The sequence below is a fragment of the Pseudomonas sp. 2822-15 genome (genome assembly GCF_002742515.1).
Classification (GTDB): Bacteria; Pseudomonadota; Gammaproteobacteria; order Pseudomonadales; family Pseudomonadaceae; genus Aquipseudomonas; species Aquipseudomonas salomonii.
Genome location: NZ_LJRY01000156.1, coordinates 300581 through 317979 on the forward strand (window position 1 = coordinate 300581; position 17399 = coordinate 317979).

At 59.7% G+C, this 17399-nt stretch carries 15 protein-coding genes; 1 reads left to right on the forward strand and 14 read right to left on the reverse strand.

All coding sequences use genetic code 11. The annotated features are described in order from the left end of the window. Nucleotides 1-6: 6 nt before the first annotated feature. A complete protein-coding gene (locus AOA59_RS03110) occupies nt 7-903 on the forward strand; it encodes a LysR substrate-binding domain-containing protein (RefSeq protein WP_058421678.1) in 897 nt (298 codons plus the stop codon). A gap of 236 nt (nt 904-1139) precedes the next feature. Here the strand turns inward: AOA59_RS03110 and ispD are convergent, their stop codons facing one another. The 14 genes from ispD to AOA59_RS03180 form a co-directional block, all read right to left on the reverse strand. Next, entirely contained in the window at nt 1140-1847 is a 708-nt protein-coding gene (gene ispD, locus AOA59_RS03115; RefSeq protein WP_099485893.1) for a 2-C-methyl-D-erythritol 4-phosphate cytidylyltransferase, read from the reverse strand. Beyond that, on the reverse strand, nt 1844-2122 hold the full coding sequence (gene ftsB / locus AOA59_RS03120; RefSeq protein WP_017137157.1) for a cell division protein FtsB: 279 nt from the start codon (nt 2120-2122) through the stop codon (nt 1844-1846). Before ftsB ends, ispD begins: the two co-directional genes overlap by 4 nt. Before the next feature lie 170 nt (nt 2123-2292). Further along, on the reverse strand, nt 2293-3582 hold the full coding sequence (gene eno / locus AOA59_RS03125; RefSeq protein WP_065928985.1) for a phosphopyruvate hydratase: 1290 nt from the start codon (nt 3580-3582) through the stop codon (nt 2293-2295). A gap of 157 nt (nt 3583-3739) precedes the next feature. Further along, entirely contained in the window at nt 3740-4585 is an 846-nt protein-coding gene (gene kdsA, locus AOA59_RS03130) for a 3-deoxy-8-phosphooctulonate synthase (RefSeq protein ID WP_065928984.1), read from the reverse strand. A 5-nt stretch (nt 4586-4590) separates the two neighbouring features. Then, on the reverse strand, nt 4591-6222 hold the full coding sequence (locus AOA59_RS03135; protein WP_056857526.1) for a CTP synthase: 1632 nt from the start codon (nt 6220-6222) through the stop codon (nt 4591-4593). Between the two features lie 273 nt (nt 6223-6495). Further along, complete coding sequence (tilS, locus tag AOA59_RS03140; RefSeq protein ID WP_099485894.1) at nt 6496-7830, reverse strand: tRNA lysidine(34) synthetase TilS; 1335 nt, start codon at nt 7828-7830, stop codon at nt 6496-6498. Nucleotides 7831-8020: 190 nt separating this feature from the next. Then, entirely contained in the window at nt 8021-8968 is a 948-nt protein-coding gene (locus tag AOA59_RS03145) for an acetyl-CoA carboxylase carboxyltransferase subunit alpha (protein WP_065928982.1), read from the reverse strand. A gap of 129 nt (nt 8969-9097) precedes the next feature. Continuing rightward, nucleotides 9098-12619, reverse strand: coding sequence for a DNA polymerase III subunit alpha (dnaE, locus tag AOA59_RS03150; protein ID WP_065928981.1), 3522 nt, complete (start codon nt 12617-12619; stop codon nt 9098-9100). A gap of 77 nt (nt 12620-12696) precedes the next feature. After that, nucleotides 12697-13329, reverse strand: a complete 633-nt coding sequence (gene rnhB, locus AOA59_RS03155; RefSeq protein WP_065928980.1) for a ribonuclease HII — start codon at nt 13327-13329, stop codon at nt 12697-12699. Further along, nucleotides 13326-14465 carry a lipid-A-disaccharide synthase gene (lpxB, locus tag AOA59_RS03160; protein ID WP_056857530.1) on the reverse strand — a complete coding sequence of 380 codons (1140 nt, stop codon included), beginning with the start codon at nt 14463-14465 and terminating at the stop codon, nt 13326-13328. Before lpxB ends, rnhB begins: the two co-directional genes overlap by 4 nt. A gap of 2 nt (nt 14466-14467) precedes the next feature. Beyond that, nucleotides 14468-15244 carry an acyl-ACP--UDP-N-acetylglucosamine O-acyltransferase gene (gene lpxA / locus AOA59_RS03165; protein ID WP_056857531.1) on the reverse strand — a complete coding sequence of 259 codons (777 nt, stop codon included), beginning with the start codon at nt 15242-15244 and terminating at the stop codon, nt 14468-14470. Further along, nucleotides 15241-15681, reverse strand: coding sequence for a 3-hydroxyacyl-ACP dehydratase FabZ (gene fabZ, locus AOA59_RS03170; RefSeq protein WP_003172281.1), 441 nt, complete (start codon nt 15679-15681; stop codon nt 15241-15243). Before fabZ ends, lpxA begins: the two co-directional genes overlap by 4 nt. Before the next feature lie 111 nt (nt 15682-15792). Continuing rightward, on the reverse strand, nt 15793-16848 hold the full coding sequence (gene lpxD, locus AOA59_RS03175) for a UDP-3-O-(3-hydroxymyristoyl)glucosamine N-acyltransferase (protein ID WP_056857532.1): 1056 nt from the start codon (nt 16846-16848) through the stop codon (nt 15793-15795). 3 nt (nt 16849-16851) lie between these two features. Beyond that, complete coding sequence (locus tag AOA59_RS03180; RefSeq protein WP_003189173.1) at nt 16852-17355, reverse strand: OmpH family outer membrane protein; 504 nt, start codon at nt 17353-17355, stop codon at nt 16852-16854. Between the last annotated feature and the right edge of the window lie 44 nt (nt 17356-17399).

The following is a 17399-nucleotide window of genomic DNA, read 5'->3' on the forward strand; positions in this document are numbered from 1 at the left end:
ATCAACATGCTGGAAAACCGCTGGGAAGGCATCGATGAGTTCGTTGCTGTGGCCGAGTGCAGCCAGTTCACGGCGGCGGCCGAGCGGCTTGGGGTTTCTTCATCGCATATCAGCCGGCAGGTGGCGCGCCTGGAAGAACGGCTGCAAACGCGCTTGCTCTACCGCAGTACGCGCAAGGTAACCCTGACCGAAGCCGGCCAGACCTTTCTGCAACATTGCCAGCGCTTGCAGGATGGTCGTGAAGAAGCCTTGCGCGCGGTGGGCGACCTCACCAGCGAGCCAAAAGGTATGTTGCGCATGACCTGTGCGGTGGCGTATGGCGAGCGCTTTATCGTGCCATTGGTTACGCGGTTCATGGGGCTGTATCCGCAGCTGCGCGTGGACATCGAATTGAGTAATCGCCAGTTGGACCTGGTGCACGAGGGGCTGGACCTGGCGATTCGCCTGGGGCGCTTGCAAGACTCACGCATGGTCGCCAGCCGCCTGGCGCCTCGGCGCATGTACCTGTGCGCGTCGCCGTCCTACCTGGCGCGGTATGGCCGGCCACATAGTTTGTCGGAATTGAGTCGGCATAACTGCCTGATCGGCAGCTCGGATATCTGGCAACTGGCTCAGGATGGGCGGGAATTTTCCCAACGGGTGCAGGGAAACTGGCGCTGCAACAGTGGGCAGGCGGTACTGGACGCGGCGCTGCAAGGGGTTGGGTTGTGCCAACTGCCGGATTATTACGTGCTGGAACATTTGCACAGTGGCGCGCTGGTGTCATTGCTGGAGGCGCATCAGCCGCCGAATACGGCCGTGTGGGCGTTGTATCCGCAGCAGCGGCATTTGTCGCCGAAGGTCAGGAAGCTGGTGGACTTTTTGAAGGCAGGATTGGCTGAAAGGCCGGAGTACTGTGGCTGATTATTCGGCGCCTGTACCGGCCTCATCGCGGGCAAGCCCGGCTCCCACAAGGGAATGCATTTCAAAGGTGGAGCTGGCTTGCCTCCCACAGGGGAATACATTTCAAAGGTGGGAGCTGGCTTGCCTCCCACAGGGGAATGCACTTCAAAGGTGGAGCTGGCTGGCCTCCCACAAGGGAATGCACTTCAAAGGTGGGGGCTGGCTTGCCTGCGATGAAGTCGACACGGTTTAACTGACTACCTGCGGTTAGCCCACCGCAACCTGAGCCATTCAAGATCTTCCGGCCGGGTCACCTTGATGTTGTCCGATCGCCCCTCGATCAGGCGCGGTGCTTGACCGGACCATTCCATGGCCGAGGCTTCATCGGTGATCACCGCATCGGCCACCAGGCTGTCAGCCAAGGCACGGTGCAACGCGCCCAAACGGAACATCTGCGGCGTATACGCCTGCCAGATCAGGCTGCGGTCGACGGTTTCGACCACACGGCCATGCTTGTCGACGCGTTTGAGCGTGTCGCGAGCCGGCACGGCCAGCAGGCCACCAACGGGATCATCGGCCAGTTCAGCCAGGAGTTTGTCGAGGTCATCCCGGCTCAGGTTCGGCCGCGCTGCGTCATGCACCAGCACCCAGTCATCATCACTGGCGCCCAGGGCGTTGAGTTGCAACAACGCATTGAGCACCGAGCCCGAGCGCTCGTCGCCGCCGTCCGCACGCACGATGCGTGGGTCGTTGGCACACGGCAGGTTTGGCCAGTAAGGATCATCAACAGCAAGACTGACCACCAGCCCCTTGAGGCCTGGATGGTCGAGAAAACAGCCAAGGCTGTGTTCCAGAATAGTGCGTCCGTCCAGTTGCAGATACTGCTTGGGACGGTCCGCAGCCATACGGGCACCCACGCCCGCGGCAGGAATCACGGCCCAGAAGGCCGGTAAAGACTCAATCATTGGGCCAACTGGTAGAGGGTTTCGCCCTCCTTGACCATGCCCAACTCATGGCGAGCCCGCTCTTCAACGGTCTCCGTACCTTTTTTCAGCTCAAGCACTTCGGCATCGAGGACGCGGTTGCGCTCCAGCAGACGTTCGTTTTCGGCATGCTGGTCGGCAATCTGCTGGGTCAACTCTTTTACCTGCGCAAAGCTGCCATTACCCACCCATAGGCGGTATTGCAGGCCAGCCAGCAACAAGAGCAAGACGAGGAACAACCAATTGGGACTGCGCATCGAAATCCGGGTATCCAGTAAAAAAAGACAGCCATGTAAAACTTTTACAGCAACTGATAGCACGAAGCCTGGAAGACCCAGGCTTGTGCTTGATAGCCGTCAGATTAGCGCCGAAATACACACTGTCGTGAACTTTCCGACACAATCCTTAGACTTTTACCACTTAACAATCAGCCGCGAAACTCGCTGCGACCGTTGTACTTGGCCTTACCTGCCAGTTGCTCTTCGATACGCAGCAATTGGTTGTACTTGGACACGCGGTCGGAACGGCACAGCGAACCGGTCTTGATCTGGCCTGCCGAGGTGCCCACAGCCAGGTCGGCAATGGTCGAGTCTTCGGTTTCGCCGGAGCGGTGCGAGATCACGGCAGTGTAGCCCGCAGCCTTGGCCATCTGGATGGCTTCCAGGGTTTCGGTCAGGGTGCCGATCTGGTTGAACTTGATCAGGATCGAGTTGGCGATCTTTTTGTCGATGCCTTCTTTCAGGATCTTGGTGTTGGTGACGAACAGGTCGTCGCCCACCAGCTGGATTTTCTCGCCGATCTTGTCGGTAAGGACTTTCCAGCCATCCCAGTCGGACTCGTCCAGGCCGTCTTCGATCGAGATGATCGGGTAGCGCTCGGTCAGGCCTTTGAGGTAGTCGGCAAAACCTTCCGATGTGAACACGTGGCCTTCGCCGGACAGGTTGTATTTGCCGTCTTCGTAGAATTCGCTGGCCGCGCAGTCCAGGGCCAGGGTCACGTCGGTGCCCAGCTTGTAGCCGGCATTGGCCACGGCTTCGGAGATGACTTTGAGTGCATCTTCGTTGGACGCCAGGTTCGGCGCGAAACCACCTTCGTCACCGACCGCAGTGCTCAGGCCACGGGCCTTCAGCACAGCCTTGAGGTGATGGAAAATCTCGGTACCCATGCGCAGGCCTTCGGAGAAGGTCTTGGCGCCCACCGGCTGCACCATGAATTCCTGGATGTCGACGTTGTTATCGGCGTGCTCACCACCGTTGATGATGTTCATCATCGGCACCGGCATCGAGTAAACACCCGGGGTGCCGTTCAGGTTGGCGATGTGCGCGTACAGCGGCAGGTCCTGGTCCTGTGCAGCAGCCTTGGCAGCGGCCAGGGACACGGCGAGGATGGCGTTGGCGCCCAGGCTGCCTTTGTTTTCGGTGCCGTCGAGCTTGATCATCGCGTGGTCCAGGGCTTTCTGGTCCAGCGGGTCTTTGCCCAGCAACAGGTCACGGATCGGGCCGTTGATGTTGGCTACAGCTTTGAGTACACCTTTGCCCAGGTAACGGCTCTTGTCGCCATCACGCAGTTCCAGCGCTTCGCGCGAACCGGTAGACGCACCGGACGGCGCGCAGGCGCTGCCGATGATGCCGTTATCGAGAAGCACGTCGGCTTCGACGGTGGGGTTGCCACGGGAGTCGAGAACTTCACGACCTTTGATGTCGACGATTTTTGCCATTGTTGTAAACACTCCAAAGTTGACGAAAACGACGCAGCTGTAGGAAATCTTTTGACCGACCGCAAGGGTGGAACAACAGGGCAGGCTTGCAGGCGACAAGGCTCAGGCCCGCAGGCCTGAGCGTTTAGCGTGGGATACTTTACCGGAGAAACGCGGCTTACGCGGTCTCTACCGTCGGAAAACTCTTGACCAGTTCGTCCAACTGCTTCAACTGGGCCAAAAACGGCTCCAGCTTGTCCAGGCGCAGGGCGCAAGGGCCGTCGCACTTGGCGTTGTCCGGGTCCGGGTGAGCTTCCAGGAACAGGCCCGCCAGCGACTGGCTGATGCCCGCCTTGGCCAGGTCCAGCACCTGGGCACGTCGCCCGCCAGCGGAATCGGCGCGACCACCGGGCATTTGCAGCGCGTGGGTCACGTCGAAGAACACCGGGTATTCGAACTGTTTCATGATGCCGAAACCGAGCATGTCCACCACGAGGTTGTTGTAGCCGAAGCTCGAACCGCGCTCGCAGAGGATCAACTGGTCGTTACCCGCTTCCACGCACTTGTTCAGGATGTGTTTCATTTCCTGGGGCGCGAGAAACTGGGCTTTCTTGATATTGATCACAGCGCCGGTCTTGGCCATCGCCACGACCAGATCGGTCTGGCGCGACAGGAAGGCCGGCAACTGAATGATGTCGCACACCTCGGCGACCACGGCAGCCTGTTCAGGCTCGTGGACGTCGGTGATGATCGGCACGCCGAAGGCTTGCTTGATGTCCTGGAAGATCCGCATGCCTTCTTCGAGGCCGGGCCCACGATAGGAGGTCACGGACGAGCGGTTGGCCTTGTCGAAGCTGGCCTTGAATACGTAAGGGATACCGAGCTTCTCGGTCACTTTTACGTACGCTTCACAGACCTGCATCGCCATGTCACGGCTTTCCAGCACGTTCATGCCGCCGAACAGCACCATGGGCTTGTCGTTGGCAATCTCGATGTCGCCTACGCGAATGATCTTCTGGGCCATCAGGTTTACGCCTTCTTCTGATGTTGCGTCAGTGCTGCTTTAACGAAACCGCTGAACAACGGGTGACCGTCGCGCGGGGTCGAGGTGAATTCAGGGTGGAACTGGCATGCCACGAACCACGGATGATCCGGTGCCTCGACCACCTCAACCAGCTTGCCATCACCGGAGCGACCGGAGATTTTCAGGCCGGCTTCTTTGATCTGCGGCAGCAGGTTGTTGTTCACTTCGTAGCGGTGACGGTGACGCTCGACGATCACGTCCTTGCCGTAGCAGTCGTGAACCAGCGAACCCGGCTCCAGCAGGCAGTCCTGCGCGCCAAGGCGCATGGTGCCGCCCAGGTCGGAGGTTTCGGTGCGGGTTTCAACGGCGCCGGTGGCGTCTTCCCACTCGGTGATCAGGCCCACGACCGGGTGGCCGCTGGTGTGATCGAACTCGGTGGAGTTGGCGTCTTTCCAGCCCAGCACGTTACGGGCGAACTCGATAACGGCCACTTGCATGCCCAGGCAGATACCCAGGTATGGCACTTTGTTTTCACGGGCGTATTGAACGGCAGTGATCTTGCCTTCCACGCCACGCAGGCCGAAACCGCCGGGTACGAGGATCGCGTCAACACCTTCGAGCAGCGCAGTGCCCTGGTTCTCGATGTCTTCGGAGTCGATGTAGCGCAGGTTGACCTTGGTACGGTTGCTGATACCGGCGTGGCTCATCGCTTCGATCAACGACTTGTACGCGTCCAGCAGTTCCATGTACTTGCCGACCATGGCGATGGTGACTTCGTGCTCAGGGTTGAGCTTGGCGTCGACGACCGCTTCCCATTCGGAGAGGTCGGCACTGCCGCACTGCAGGCCGAAGCGCTCGACCACAAAATCATCCAGGCCTTGCGCATGCAGGATGCCCGGGATCTTGTAGATGGTGTCGGCGTCTTCCAGGCCAATCACCGCACGTTCTTCAACGTTGGTGAATTGCGCGATCTTGCGACGCGAGGAAATGTCGATCGGGTGATCGGAGCGACAGATCAATACGTCCGGCTGCAGGCCGATGGAACGCAGTTCCTTGACGGAATGCTGGGTCGGCTTGGTTTTGGTCTCGCCGGCGGTGGCGATGTACGGCACCAGGGTAAGGTGCATCAGCATCGCGCGCTTGGCGCCGATTTCGAAACGCAGTTGGCGGATGGCTTCGAGGAACGGTTGGGATTCGATGTCACCTACGGTGCCACCAATCTCGACCATTGCCACGTCGGCATCGCCTGCACCCTTGATGATGCGGCGCTTGATTTCGTCGGTGATGTGCGGGATCACCTGGATGGTTGCACCCAGGTAGTCACCACGACGCTCTTTGCGCAGCACGTGCTCGTAGACACGGCCGGTGGTGAAGTTGTTGTTCTGGGTCATGGTCGTGCGGATGAACCGCTCGTAGTGGCCCAGGTCCAGGTCAGTTTCGGCGCCGTCGTGGGTGACGAACACTTCACCGTGCTGGAACGGGCTCATGGTGCCCGGGTCAACGTTGATGTACGGGTCCAGCTTGAGCATGGTGACCTTAAGTCCCCGCGCCTCCAGGATGGCCGCCAATGAAGCGGAGGCAATGCCTTTCCCCAATGAAGAAACAACACCGCCCGTGACGAATATGTAGCGCGTCATGAAAAACCCTAGAAGTCTGCGTTAAAGCGGTCCGAGCCGCCGGGGAAAGCGAAGGAAGGCCGAAGCCCCCGATCACCTGCATTAATCACAGTGCACCTTTCAAAAAAACCGCCGCGTGGTGACAGACCAGCAATGAAACACCGGTACGTTGATCGCTACACATTTTTTGGAATCGCCCAGCAAAGACTGCTTGGTAATCGGCAACTGCTGCGATTCAGCTGAATCCACAGAAGTTGTATCAAGAAGGGAGCGTAGTCTACCGGAAAGCCTCTATCAGCTCAAACCTTGATCGCACCTCTGTGGCATCCAATGTAATCGCCACTTGCCAGCCGAGCAGGCCCATAGTCCCGCAAGGGTTGGGACAGCCAGCAATTGCTCGCCCTGATAGAGCAGCGGCAATCTGCCACGGATGAAACCTGGCAAGCCGCTTTCATTCAGCAGGCGCTTCAAGTCCCGCCGGCCTCGGCCAGGTACATCGATGATTTCGCCGCCTTGGCGATAACGAATCACCAACGGGCCTGCGGGCGCGTCTCCGATAAACTCAAGCTGACCATTACCCGGTAACTCTAGTGGGTTTTGCGGATGGGGCCAGCTCACCGGAGTGTCGGAAAACTCTGAGTAGGTGGAAGGCAACCACCACACGCGCTCGCCGCTGCGGTGCAACTGACCATCGGCCAGGCGCCACAGCGGTTGCGCATCACCCTTGGCATCCCGCAAGGCATACCAACCGGCCCAGTGGTCGCTGTCGGGTAAACGCGTCAGCGGCGTCAGCCAATGGCGCAGGGCATTGCGCTGGCGGGCGTCGGAAAGCCCGCGCAAGGGCGCGAGGGCCAATGACGGCAAAGCCAGCCAGGGAAACGGCGAAGGTGGGTCGGCGGCTTGCAGGTCAATGACGGCCAATTCGTCGAGCAAGGCCTGGGCTTCGCTCAAGTGCTCGGCAGTACGGGCCAGGCTGGCGACGGCTTGGGGCCAGCGCTCGGTCAGCAGCGGGAACACACGATGGCGCAGGTAATTGCGTGCAAACCGGGAATCGGCGTTGGAAGGGTCTTCGATCCACTGCAACTGATGCTGCTGCGCATAGGCTTGCAGCTCGGCGCGTGAGACATCCAGCAACGGCCGTACCAAGTGTCCGTCAGCCAAGTGCGCCCCCGCCAATGGGCGATGCACCGGCATAGCCGCCAAGCCCCGCACCCCCGCGCCGCGCAACAGGCGAAACAGCAGGGTTTCGGCTTGGTCGTCACGATGCTGGCCGGTGAGCAGCACCTGCCCTGCCCCGGTCACTTCGGTAAACGCCCGGTAGCGCGCATCACGCGCTGCACGTTCAAGGCTGGCACCCGACTGGACCTGCACGCGCATCACCTGCAAAGGCACGCCCAGCTCGTCACAGACGGCTTGGCAATGACCTGGCCAGGCATCGGCGGCCGCTTGCAGGCCATGGTGAACATGGATTGCGCTGAGGGGCGGCAGGGTTTCGGTGTTTGCCAGGGAGGCCAGGAGGTGCAGCAGGACGGTGGAATCAAGGCCGCCAGAAAAGGCGACATGCCAGGCGGGGGCGTTGCGCCAAGGGGCGAGGTTTTGCAGGAGTTTGGCGGTCAGGGTGGGCTTCATAGCAAAGTACGCCATCAATCTGGAGAGCGATAACCCAGCATACACAACGCAAATGTGGGAGCGGGCTTGTGTGGGAGCCGGGCTTGCCCGCGATGCAGACAACTCGGTTTATCTGTTACACCGAGTTGATGCTATCGCAGGCAAGCCAGCTCCCACATAAGCCAGCTCCCACATTGGGTACTGCGTCGACTTAGAGGCCGTAGCTCATCAGGCGCTCATAACGACGCTTGAGCAGCGCTTCATTGTCCAGCTTCTTGAGCATCGCCAGTTGCGAACCCAGCTCGGCACGGATAGTCGCAGCAGCGGCAGCCGGGTCGCGATGGGCGCCGCCCAATGGCTCGGCGATAACCTTATCCACGATGCCCAGGCCTTTGAGGCGATCGGCGGTGATGCCCATGGCTTCGGCAGCGTCCGGGGCTTTTTCGGCGGTTTTCCACAGAATCGAGGCGCAACCTTCCGGCGAAATCACCGCGTAGGTCGAATATTGCAGCATGTTCAGTTGGTCGCAGACGCCAATGGCCAACGCACCGCCGGAACCACCTTCACCAATCACGGTGGCGATGATCGGGGTTTTCAAGCGGGACATCACACGCAGGTTCCAGGCAATCGCTTCGCTCTGGTTGCGCTCTTCGGCGTCGATACCTGGGTAGGCACCCGGGGTGTCGATGAAGGTCAGGATCGGCATCTTGAAGCGTTCGGCCATTTCCATCAGGCGGCAGGCCTTGCGGTAGCCTTCCGGGCGCGGCATGCCGAAGTTGCGACGCACCTTTTCACGCACTTCACGGCCTTTCTGGTGACCGATCACCATCACTGGCTGGTCGTCCAGGCGAGCGATACCGCCCACGATGGCTGCGTCGTCAGAGAAGTGGCGATCACCATGCAGCTCGTCGAACTCGGTGAAAATGTGCTGAATGTAGTCCAGGGTGTACGGACGGCGCGGGTGGCGGGCCAGGCGCGCGATCTGCCAGCTGGTCAGCTTGCCGAAGATGTCTTCGGTGAGCGAGCTGCTCTTGTCTTGCAGGCGAGCGATCTCATCGCCGATATTCAGCGAATTGTCATTGCCGACCAGGCGCAGTTCTTCAATCTTGGCTTGCAGGTCAGCGATCGGCTGTTCGAAATCAAGAAAATTCGGGTTCATAAGCGTCCGTCTTGGGTCGACGGCCAGGGAGTGCCTGGCCAGCCGGTTGTCTATTCGCGCCCTACCTTAAGGGAGAGGCGCGTTTAGGTCGAGATTAAATGTTCAGCCGAGATCAGACTTATCTGACCGTCAGCGGTATTGGAGGAAGACGTTGTCTCGCCCGAACTGGTCACGCAAAGCTTGAATCAAGCCATCAGCGGGATCAATTCGCCACGTCTCGCCAAACTGCAACATCGCCTTGGCGTCGTTGCCGGTGTACTCCATGGTCACCGGGCACGCGCCGCGGTGACGTTTGAGCAGGTCACCCAACCAGCGTAGCTGATCGCCTTTGAGAGCCTCGGTCTTGACCTTCAGGCGCAGGCTTTCGGCCAGGTTGGTGCGCGCATCTTCCATGCTCATCACCCGCTTGATCCGCAGGCGCAGGCCGCCGGAGAAGTCATCGTTGCTGACCTCACCTTCCACCACCACCATGGCATCGGTCTGCAGCAGCGACTGCGCGGAGTGGAACGCATCGGCAAACAGCGACGCCTCGATGCGACCCGAGCGGTCATCAAGGGTGATAAAACCCATTTTGTCGCCCTTCTTATTTTTCATCACCCGCAGGGCGATGATCATGCCGGCGACGGTCTGGGTATCGCGCGCCGGCTTCAGATCAATGATGCGCTGGCGGGCGAAACGGCGTATTTCACCCTCGTACTCGTCAATCGGGTGACCGGTCAGGTACAGGCCCAGGGTGTCCTTCTCACCTTTGAGACGCTCCTTGAGGGTCAGCTCCTTGGCCTTGCGATGGTTGGCATAAACATCGGCATCCTCTTCGACAAACAGCCCGCCAAACAGGTCGGCGTGGCCACTGTCATGGGTGCGGGCGGTCTGTTCGGCGGCTTTGATCGCTTCTTCCATGGCGGTGAGCAGCACCGCACGGTTGCGGTCGATATTCGCCTGGTAAGCCTTGGGCTCATCATGGAAATACGGGCCGAGACGGTCAAGTGCCCCACTGCGGATCAAACCATCGAGGGTGCGCTTGTTGATACGCTTAAGGTCGACCCGTGCGCAGAAGTCGAACAGATCCTCGAACGGCCCGTGCTGACGCGCCTCGGTGATCGCTTCGACCGGGCCTTCGCCCACGCCCTTGATGGCGCCCAGGCCATAGATGATGCGGCCTTCGTCGTTCACCGTGAACTTGAACTCCGAGGCGTTCACGTCCGGCGCGTCGAGGCGCAGCTTCATGGTGCGCACTTCCTCGATCAAGGTCACGACCTTGTCGGTGTTGTGCATATCCGCCGAGAGTACCGCCGCCATGAACGGCGCCGGGTAGTGGGCTTTCAGCCACGCGGTCTGGTACGACACCAGGCCGTAGGCGGCAGAGTGGGATTTGTTGAAGCCGTAACCGGCGAACTTCTCTACCAGGTCGAAAATGTTACCGGCCAGGTCCGCGTCGATATTGTTGGTGGCGCAACCCTCAATGAAACCACCGCGCTGCTTGGCCATTTCCTCGGGTTTTTTCTTACCCATGGCGCGACGCAGCATGTCTGCGCCGCCGAGGGTGTAACCCGCCATCACCTGGGCAATCTGCATCACCTGTTCTTGATACAGGATGATGCCGTAGGTCGGTGCCAGTACCGGCTTGAGGCCTTCATACTGGTAATCGGAGTGCGGATACGCCAGTTCGGCGCGGCCGTGCTTACGGTTGATAAAGTCGTCCACCATGCCCGATTGCAGCGGGCCAGGACGGAACAGGGCCACCAGTGCGATCAAGTCTTCCAGGCAGTCGGGCTTGAGCTTTTTGATCAGCTCTTTCATGCCGCGCGACTCAAGCTGGAACACCGCGGTGGTTTCGGCTTTTTGCAGCAGCTGGTAGGTAGGTTTGTCATCCAGCGGAATAAACGCGATGTCCAGCGGCTCCTCGTCGACCTTGGCGCGTTCGCGGTTGATGGTCTTGAGCGCCCAGTCGATGATCGTCAGGGTTCGCAGGCCGAGGAAGTCGAACTTCACCAGGCCGGCCGCCTCCACATCATCCTTGTCGAACTGGGTGACCAGGCCATCGCCTTCTTCATCGCAATAAATCGGCGAAAAGTCAGTGAGCTTGGTCGGCGCAATCACCACACCGCCGGCGTGTTTACCGACGTTACGCACCACACCTTCGAGTTTGCGCGCCATGTCCCAGATTTCGGCGGCTTCTTCATCGACCTTGATAAAGTCGCGCAGGATTTCTTCCTGCTCATAAGCCTTCTCAAGGGTCATGCCGACTTCAAACGGAATCATCTTCGACAGACGGTCAGCCAGGCCGTAGGACTTGCCCTGCACCCGCGCTACGTCGCGGATTACAGCCTTGGCCGCCATGGAACCGAAGGTGATGATCTGGCTCACGGCGTTGCGGCCGTATTTCTCGGCCACGTACTCGATCACACGGTCGCGACCGTCCATGCAGAAGTCGACGTCAAAGTCGGGCATGGAAACCCGTTCCGGGTTCAGGAACCGTTCGAACAGCAGGTCGTATTCCAGCGGGTCAAGGTCGGTGATCTTCTGCACATAGGCCACCAGCGACCCGGCACCCGAACCCCGGCCTGGGCCTACCGGCACGCCGTTGCTCTTGGCCCACTGGATAAAGTCCATCACGATCAGGAAGTAACCGGGGAACCCCATCTGGATAATGATATCCAGCTCGAAATTCAGCCGGTCAACGTAGACCTGGCGCTTGGCCTCATAGTCTTCGGTGGTGTCCTTGGGCAGCAGAACGCTTAAGCGCTCTTCCAGGCCGTCGAACGACACCTTGCGGAAATACTCGTCGATGGTCATGCCATCGGGAATCGGGAAGTTGGGCAGGAAGTGCTTGCCCAGCTTCACTTCAATATTGCAGCGCTTGGCGATTTCGACCGAGTTTTCCAACGCCTCAGGCAGGTCGCTGAACAGCTCGGCCATTTCATCGGCACTTTTGAGGTACTGCTCTTCGCTGTAGTTCTTGGAGCGACGCGGGTCATCCAGGGCCCGGCCTTCGCCGATGCACACACGGGTTTCGTGGGCCTCGAAATCTTCTTTCTTGATAAAGCGCACATCGTTGGTCGCAACCAGCGGCGCGCCCAGCTTGTCGGCCAGGGCCACCGCGGCGTGCAGGTGCTCTTCATCGTTGGGGCGGTTGGTGCGCTGAACTTCCAGGTAGAAGCGATCGGGGAAGACGTCCATCCACTCGCGAGCCAACACTTCGGCTTCCTGGGGGTTGCCGCCCAGCAGCGCGATACCGATCTCACCTTCCTTGGCGGCCGAGAGCATGATCACGCCCTCGCTCGCCTCGGCAACCCATTCACGCTCGATAATGATCGAGCCGTTGCGCTGGCCGTCGATAAACCCGCGGGAGATCAATTCGGTGAGGTTGCGATAACCCACGCCATTCATCGCCAACAGGCTGATGCGACTCAGTGGGTTATCCGGGTCTTTGTTCGACAGCCACAGGTCGACGCCACAGATCGGCTTGATGCCGGCGCCCATGGCGTTTTTGTAGAATTTGACCAGGGAACACATGTTGTTTTGATCGGTAACCGCCACCGCAGGCATGTTCATGCCCACTAGGGTTTTGACCAGCGGTTTGATCCGTACCAGGCCGTCGACCAGGGAGTATTCAGTGTGCAGGCGCAGGTGAACGAATGAAGCCGGCATAGTGATCCTGTCTAAAAACTTAGAAACAACAAGGCCCGGGATTGTACCGGGCCTTGAGCAAAACATCAGCCTCGCGACTAAACCCCGATCAGGCTCTCGCGCGCCTCGTAAGCCTGGCGGACCGGGGCGAACGAGCGACGGTGGATCGGCGTCGGGCCCAGGCGAGCCAAGGCTTCCAGATGAACGGGCGTCGGGTAGCCTTTATGACCACCGATGCCATAACCCGGATAGATCAATTCGAACGCCGCCATTTCGCGGTCGCGGCTGACCTTGGCCAGGATCGAGGCGGCGGCAATCGCCGGAACCTTGCTATCGCCCTTGACCACGGCTTCTGAAGGCATCGCCAGTTTGGGGCAGCGGTTGCCGTCGATCATCGCCATTTTCGGCGTGATGTGCAGCCCTTCGACGGCACGCTGCATGGCCAGCATGGTCGCGTGAAGGATGTTCAGCTCATCGATCTCTTCGACTTCAGCCCGGGCGATGTGCCAGCTCAACGCTTTTTCGCAGATCTCGTCGTAGAGCTTTTCACGGCGTGCTTCGGTGAGTTTTTTCGAGTCATTGAGACCGAGGATCGGGCGATTTGGGTCGAGGATCACCGCCGCCGTCACCACCGCGCCACACAACGGGCCGCGCCCTACTTCATCCACACCGGCGACCAGTGCGTCGGCGTGTGCGACCAGACTGAAATCCAGGCCCATTTGCGTGGTCATAAAGCGTCCTGTTTTTGCCCGATCAAGGTTAATACGGCATCGGCCGCCTGGTTCGATGCATCACGCCGCAGGGTGCGGTGGATGTCGTCAAAACCACGGGTCTGCTCTTCGCCGCCGTCGATCAAGGGTAGTAGGGTTTGTGCCAGGGCTTCGGGCGTCGCATCGTCCTGCAACAACTCCGGCACCAGCAGGCGTTGGGCCAGCAGGTTAGGCAAGGAGATGTAAGGGCTCTTGACCATGCGCTTGAGAATCCAGAACGTCAGCGGCGCCAGGCGATAAGCCACCACCATTGGGCGCTTGTACAGCAGCGCCTCCAGGGTCGCGGTGCCCGAGGCAATCAGTACCGCATCACAAGCGGCAAGTGCCAGATGCGACTGGCCGTCGAGCAAGGTCAACGGCAGAGTGCGGCCTTCGAGCAACGTCTCGATTTGTGCACGCCGTTGCGGGCTGGCGCAAGGCAACACGAAACGCACGCCTGGCTTCAAGGCTTGCAGGCGTTCGGCAGCCTCGAAAAACACACTGGCCAGACGCCCGACTTCACCGCCCCGACTGCCCGGCATCAATGCCACCAGCGGACCGTCGGGCAAGCCCAGCTCGGCACGCGCGGCGGCGCGATCAGCTTGCAGTGGGATAGTGTCGGCCAAGGTATGCCCGACAAACCGCACCGGCACGCCCTTCTCTTCGTAAAACCTGGCCTCGAACGGCAGCAAGGTCAGCATCAAGTCGCAACCCTCACGGATCTTCAGCACGCGCTTCTGCCGCCACGCCCATACGGACGGGCTGACGTAATGCACGGTCTTGATGCCGGCCTGACGCAACTTGAGCTCGATATTGAGGGTGAAGTCCGGCGCATCGATGCCAATAAAGACGTCGGGCTTTTCTTCGATCAGGGTTTGAATCAGCAGCTTGCGGCGCGCCAGCAACTCACGCAGGCGGCCCAGCACCTCCACCAGCCCCATGACCGACAGGCGCTCCATGGGAAAGTAGGAGGTCAGACCTTCGGCCTGCATTAGCGGGCCGCCCACACCGATAAACTCCACTGCAGGATGCTGGGCCTTGAGTGCCCGCATCAGGCCAGCGCCCAGAATATCGCCGGAAGCTTCACCGGCCACCAGCGCGATTCGCAGATTAGCCATGATCAGCGGGTGATGCCGCGGGTCGATGCCTGGATAGAGTCACGGAACACCGCGACTTCCGGGAACAACGCTGCCGGCTCGGTCAGTTCAGTCAGGGCCTGTTCAACCGTCAGCCCCTGACGGTAAACCGTCTTATAGGCGCGGCGCAGGGCGTGAATCGCATCTTCGCTGAAACCACGACGGCGCATGCCTTCGAAGTTCATGCTGCGGGCTTCGGCAGGGTTGCCGAACACCGTGACAAATGCAGGAACATCCTTGCCGATCGCGGTGCCCATGCCGGAAAAGCTGTGGGCGCCGATATGGCAATACTGGTGAACCAGGGTGAAGCCGGACAGGATCGCCCAATCGTCAACGTGCACATGGCCGGCCAGCGCCGTGTTGTTGACCAGGATGCAATGGTTGCCGATCACACTGTCATGGCCGATATGCGCATAGGCCATGATCAAATTGTGGTCACCCAAGGTGGTTTCGGCACGATCCTGCACAGTGCCCCGGTGAATGGTCACACCTTCACGGATGATGTTGTGATCACCGATTACCAGGCGTGTCTCTTCACCCTTGTACTTCATGTCCGGGGTGTCTTCGCCTACCGAGGAAAACTGGTAGATGCGATTGTGTTTGCCAATGCGGGTCGGACCTTTGAGGATCACGTGTGGCCCGATGACAGTCCCCTCGCCGATTTCAACACCTGCGCCGACGATCGACCAGGGGCCGACCTCAACGTCGGCGGCCAGAACGGCCGACGGATCGATGATTGCGCGAGGGTCAATCAAACTCATAGTTTGCGTTCCGCGCAGATGATCTCGGCGGAGCACACCGGCTTGCCGTCCACCGAAGCCTGGCATTCGAACTTCCAGATCTGGCGCTTGCAGCTGATGAACTTGGCTTCCAGGATCAACTGGTCACCCGGGGTGACCGGGTTGCGAAAGCGCAATTTGTCGGAGCCCACGAAATAGTAAAGCGTCCCGTCGGCAGGCTTGAGGTCGAGCATTTTGAAACCAAGGATACCGGCAGCCTGGGCCATCGCCTCGATGATCAGCACGCCCGGCATGATGGGATGCGCGGGGAAGTGACCATTGAAGAACGGTTCGTTGATGCTGACATTCTTGTAGGCACGAATGCGCTTTTCCTCGACGTTGAGGTCCACTACTCGGTCCACCAGCAGGAACGGGTAACGGTGAGGCAGGTATTCGCGAATCTCGTTGATGTCCATCATTTCGGGGGGAAGCCTGTAATAAAGATTGGGGGCGGGCGAACTAAACGCACGCCCCGCTAGCAAATCAAGGAGGCAGTCTAGCGGCTGTGCACACTTGATATGGAAATGGTATCAGCCTTCTGATGAAGCATTACCGCCAGGGGTCACGTCCTCGACACGCTTTTCGACCTGCTTGAGGCGTCGGGCCATGTCGTCGATCTTGCGCAAACGTGCCGCACTTTTGCGCCATTCAGCCGCCGGCTGCATGGCCGTACCGGAAGAATAGGAACCCGGCTCGGTAATCGAGTGGGTCACCATGGTCATGCCGGTGATGAAGACGTTGTCGCAAACTTCAATATGACCCACCAGGCCTACGCCACCGGCGAGCATGCAATGCTTGCCGATCTTGGTACTGCCGGAGATGCCTACACAGGCCGCCATGGCGGTGTGATCGCCAATCTGCACGTTGTGGGCGATCTGGATCTGGTTGTCGAGCTTCACGCCGTTACCGAGCACGGTATCTGCCAAGGCCCCGCGATCCACAGCGGTGTTGACACCGATTTCCACGTCATCGCCGATCAATACGCCGCCGACCTGGGCAATTTTGTGCCAGATGCCTTTGGCGTTGGCAAAACCGAAACCTTCACCACCGATCACGGCGCCCGACTGAATCACCACCCGCGCACCAATACGCACGTCGTGGTACAGGGTAACCCGCGGTGCCAGCCAACCATCGGCGCCGATTTCACAGCGCGCACCGATAAAGCAATGAGCACCCACCGTGACGCCGGCAGCAATGCGCGCACCACTCTCGATCACCGCAAACGCACCAATGCTGGCCGCAGGATCAACCTGGGCATCATCGGCAATCACGGCCGAAGGATGTATACCAGCCGCCGCCTTGGGTTTTGGATCGAACAGGTGCGACGCCCGGGCATACGCCAGGTAAGGGTCGGCAACCACCAGCGCATCCCCGGCAAACCCTTCCGCGTCAGCGGCCTTCAGCAACACGGCTGCGGCTTGGCTGTCGACCAGGTATTTACGGTATTGGGGATTTGCGAGGAAGCTCAACTGAGCTGGGCCAGCCTCCTGCAAGGTGGCTAGCCCAGTGATTTCTTTCTCCTTGGAGCCACGTAAGGTGGCCCCCAGGAACTCGGCCAACTCGCCGAGCTTGATAGTCGCGGTCATGGCTTACTTCAGCTGGTTCATGCGCTCGATCACCTGGCGGGTGATGTCGTATTGAGGCTTGACGTCAATCACGGCGCCGCGCTCGAACACCAGGTCAAAGGCACCTTTCTTGATGACTTCTTCCACAGCGCTGTCGAGCTTAGGCTTGAGCTGCTTGAGCATTTCACGGTCAGCAACGGCTTTGGCTTCGTTCAGTTCCTTGGATTGGAACTGGTAGTCACGGGCCTTTTGCTTGAACTCAAGCTCCAGACGCTCACGCTCGCCTTGCTGCATTTTGTCGCCACCGGCTACCAGACGATCCTGGATACCCTTGGCACTGCTCTCCAGCGTCTTGAGCTTGGTCAGTTGCGGACCGAACTTCTTCTCGGCATCCACGGCGTAACGCTTGGCCGCGTCGGATTCCAGCAGGGCCATCTGATAGTTCAGGACGGCGATTTTCATTTCGGCGAAGGCCGGGGTGGTTACCAGCACGGTGGCCAGCAGAACCAATTGAGTCAACTTACGCACGATGTACTCCTACAGAATCCGTTGTCGTTATCTTGGGTCAGACG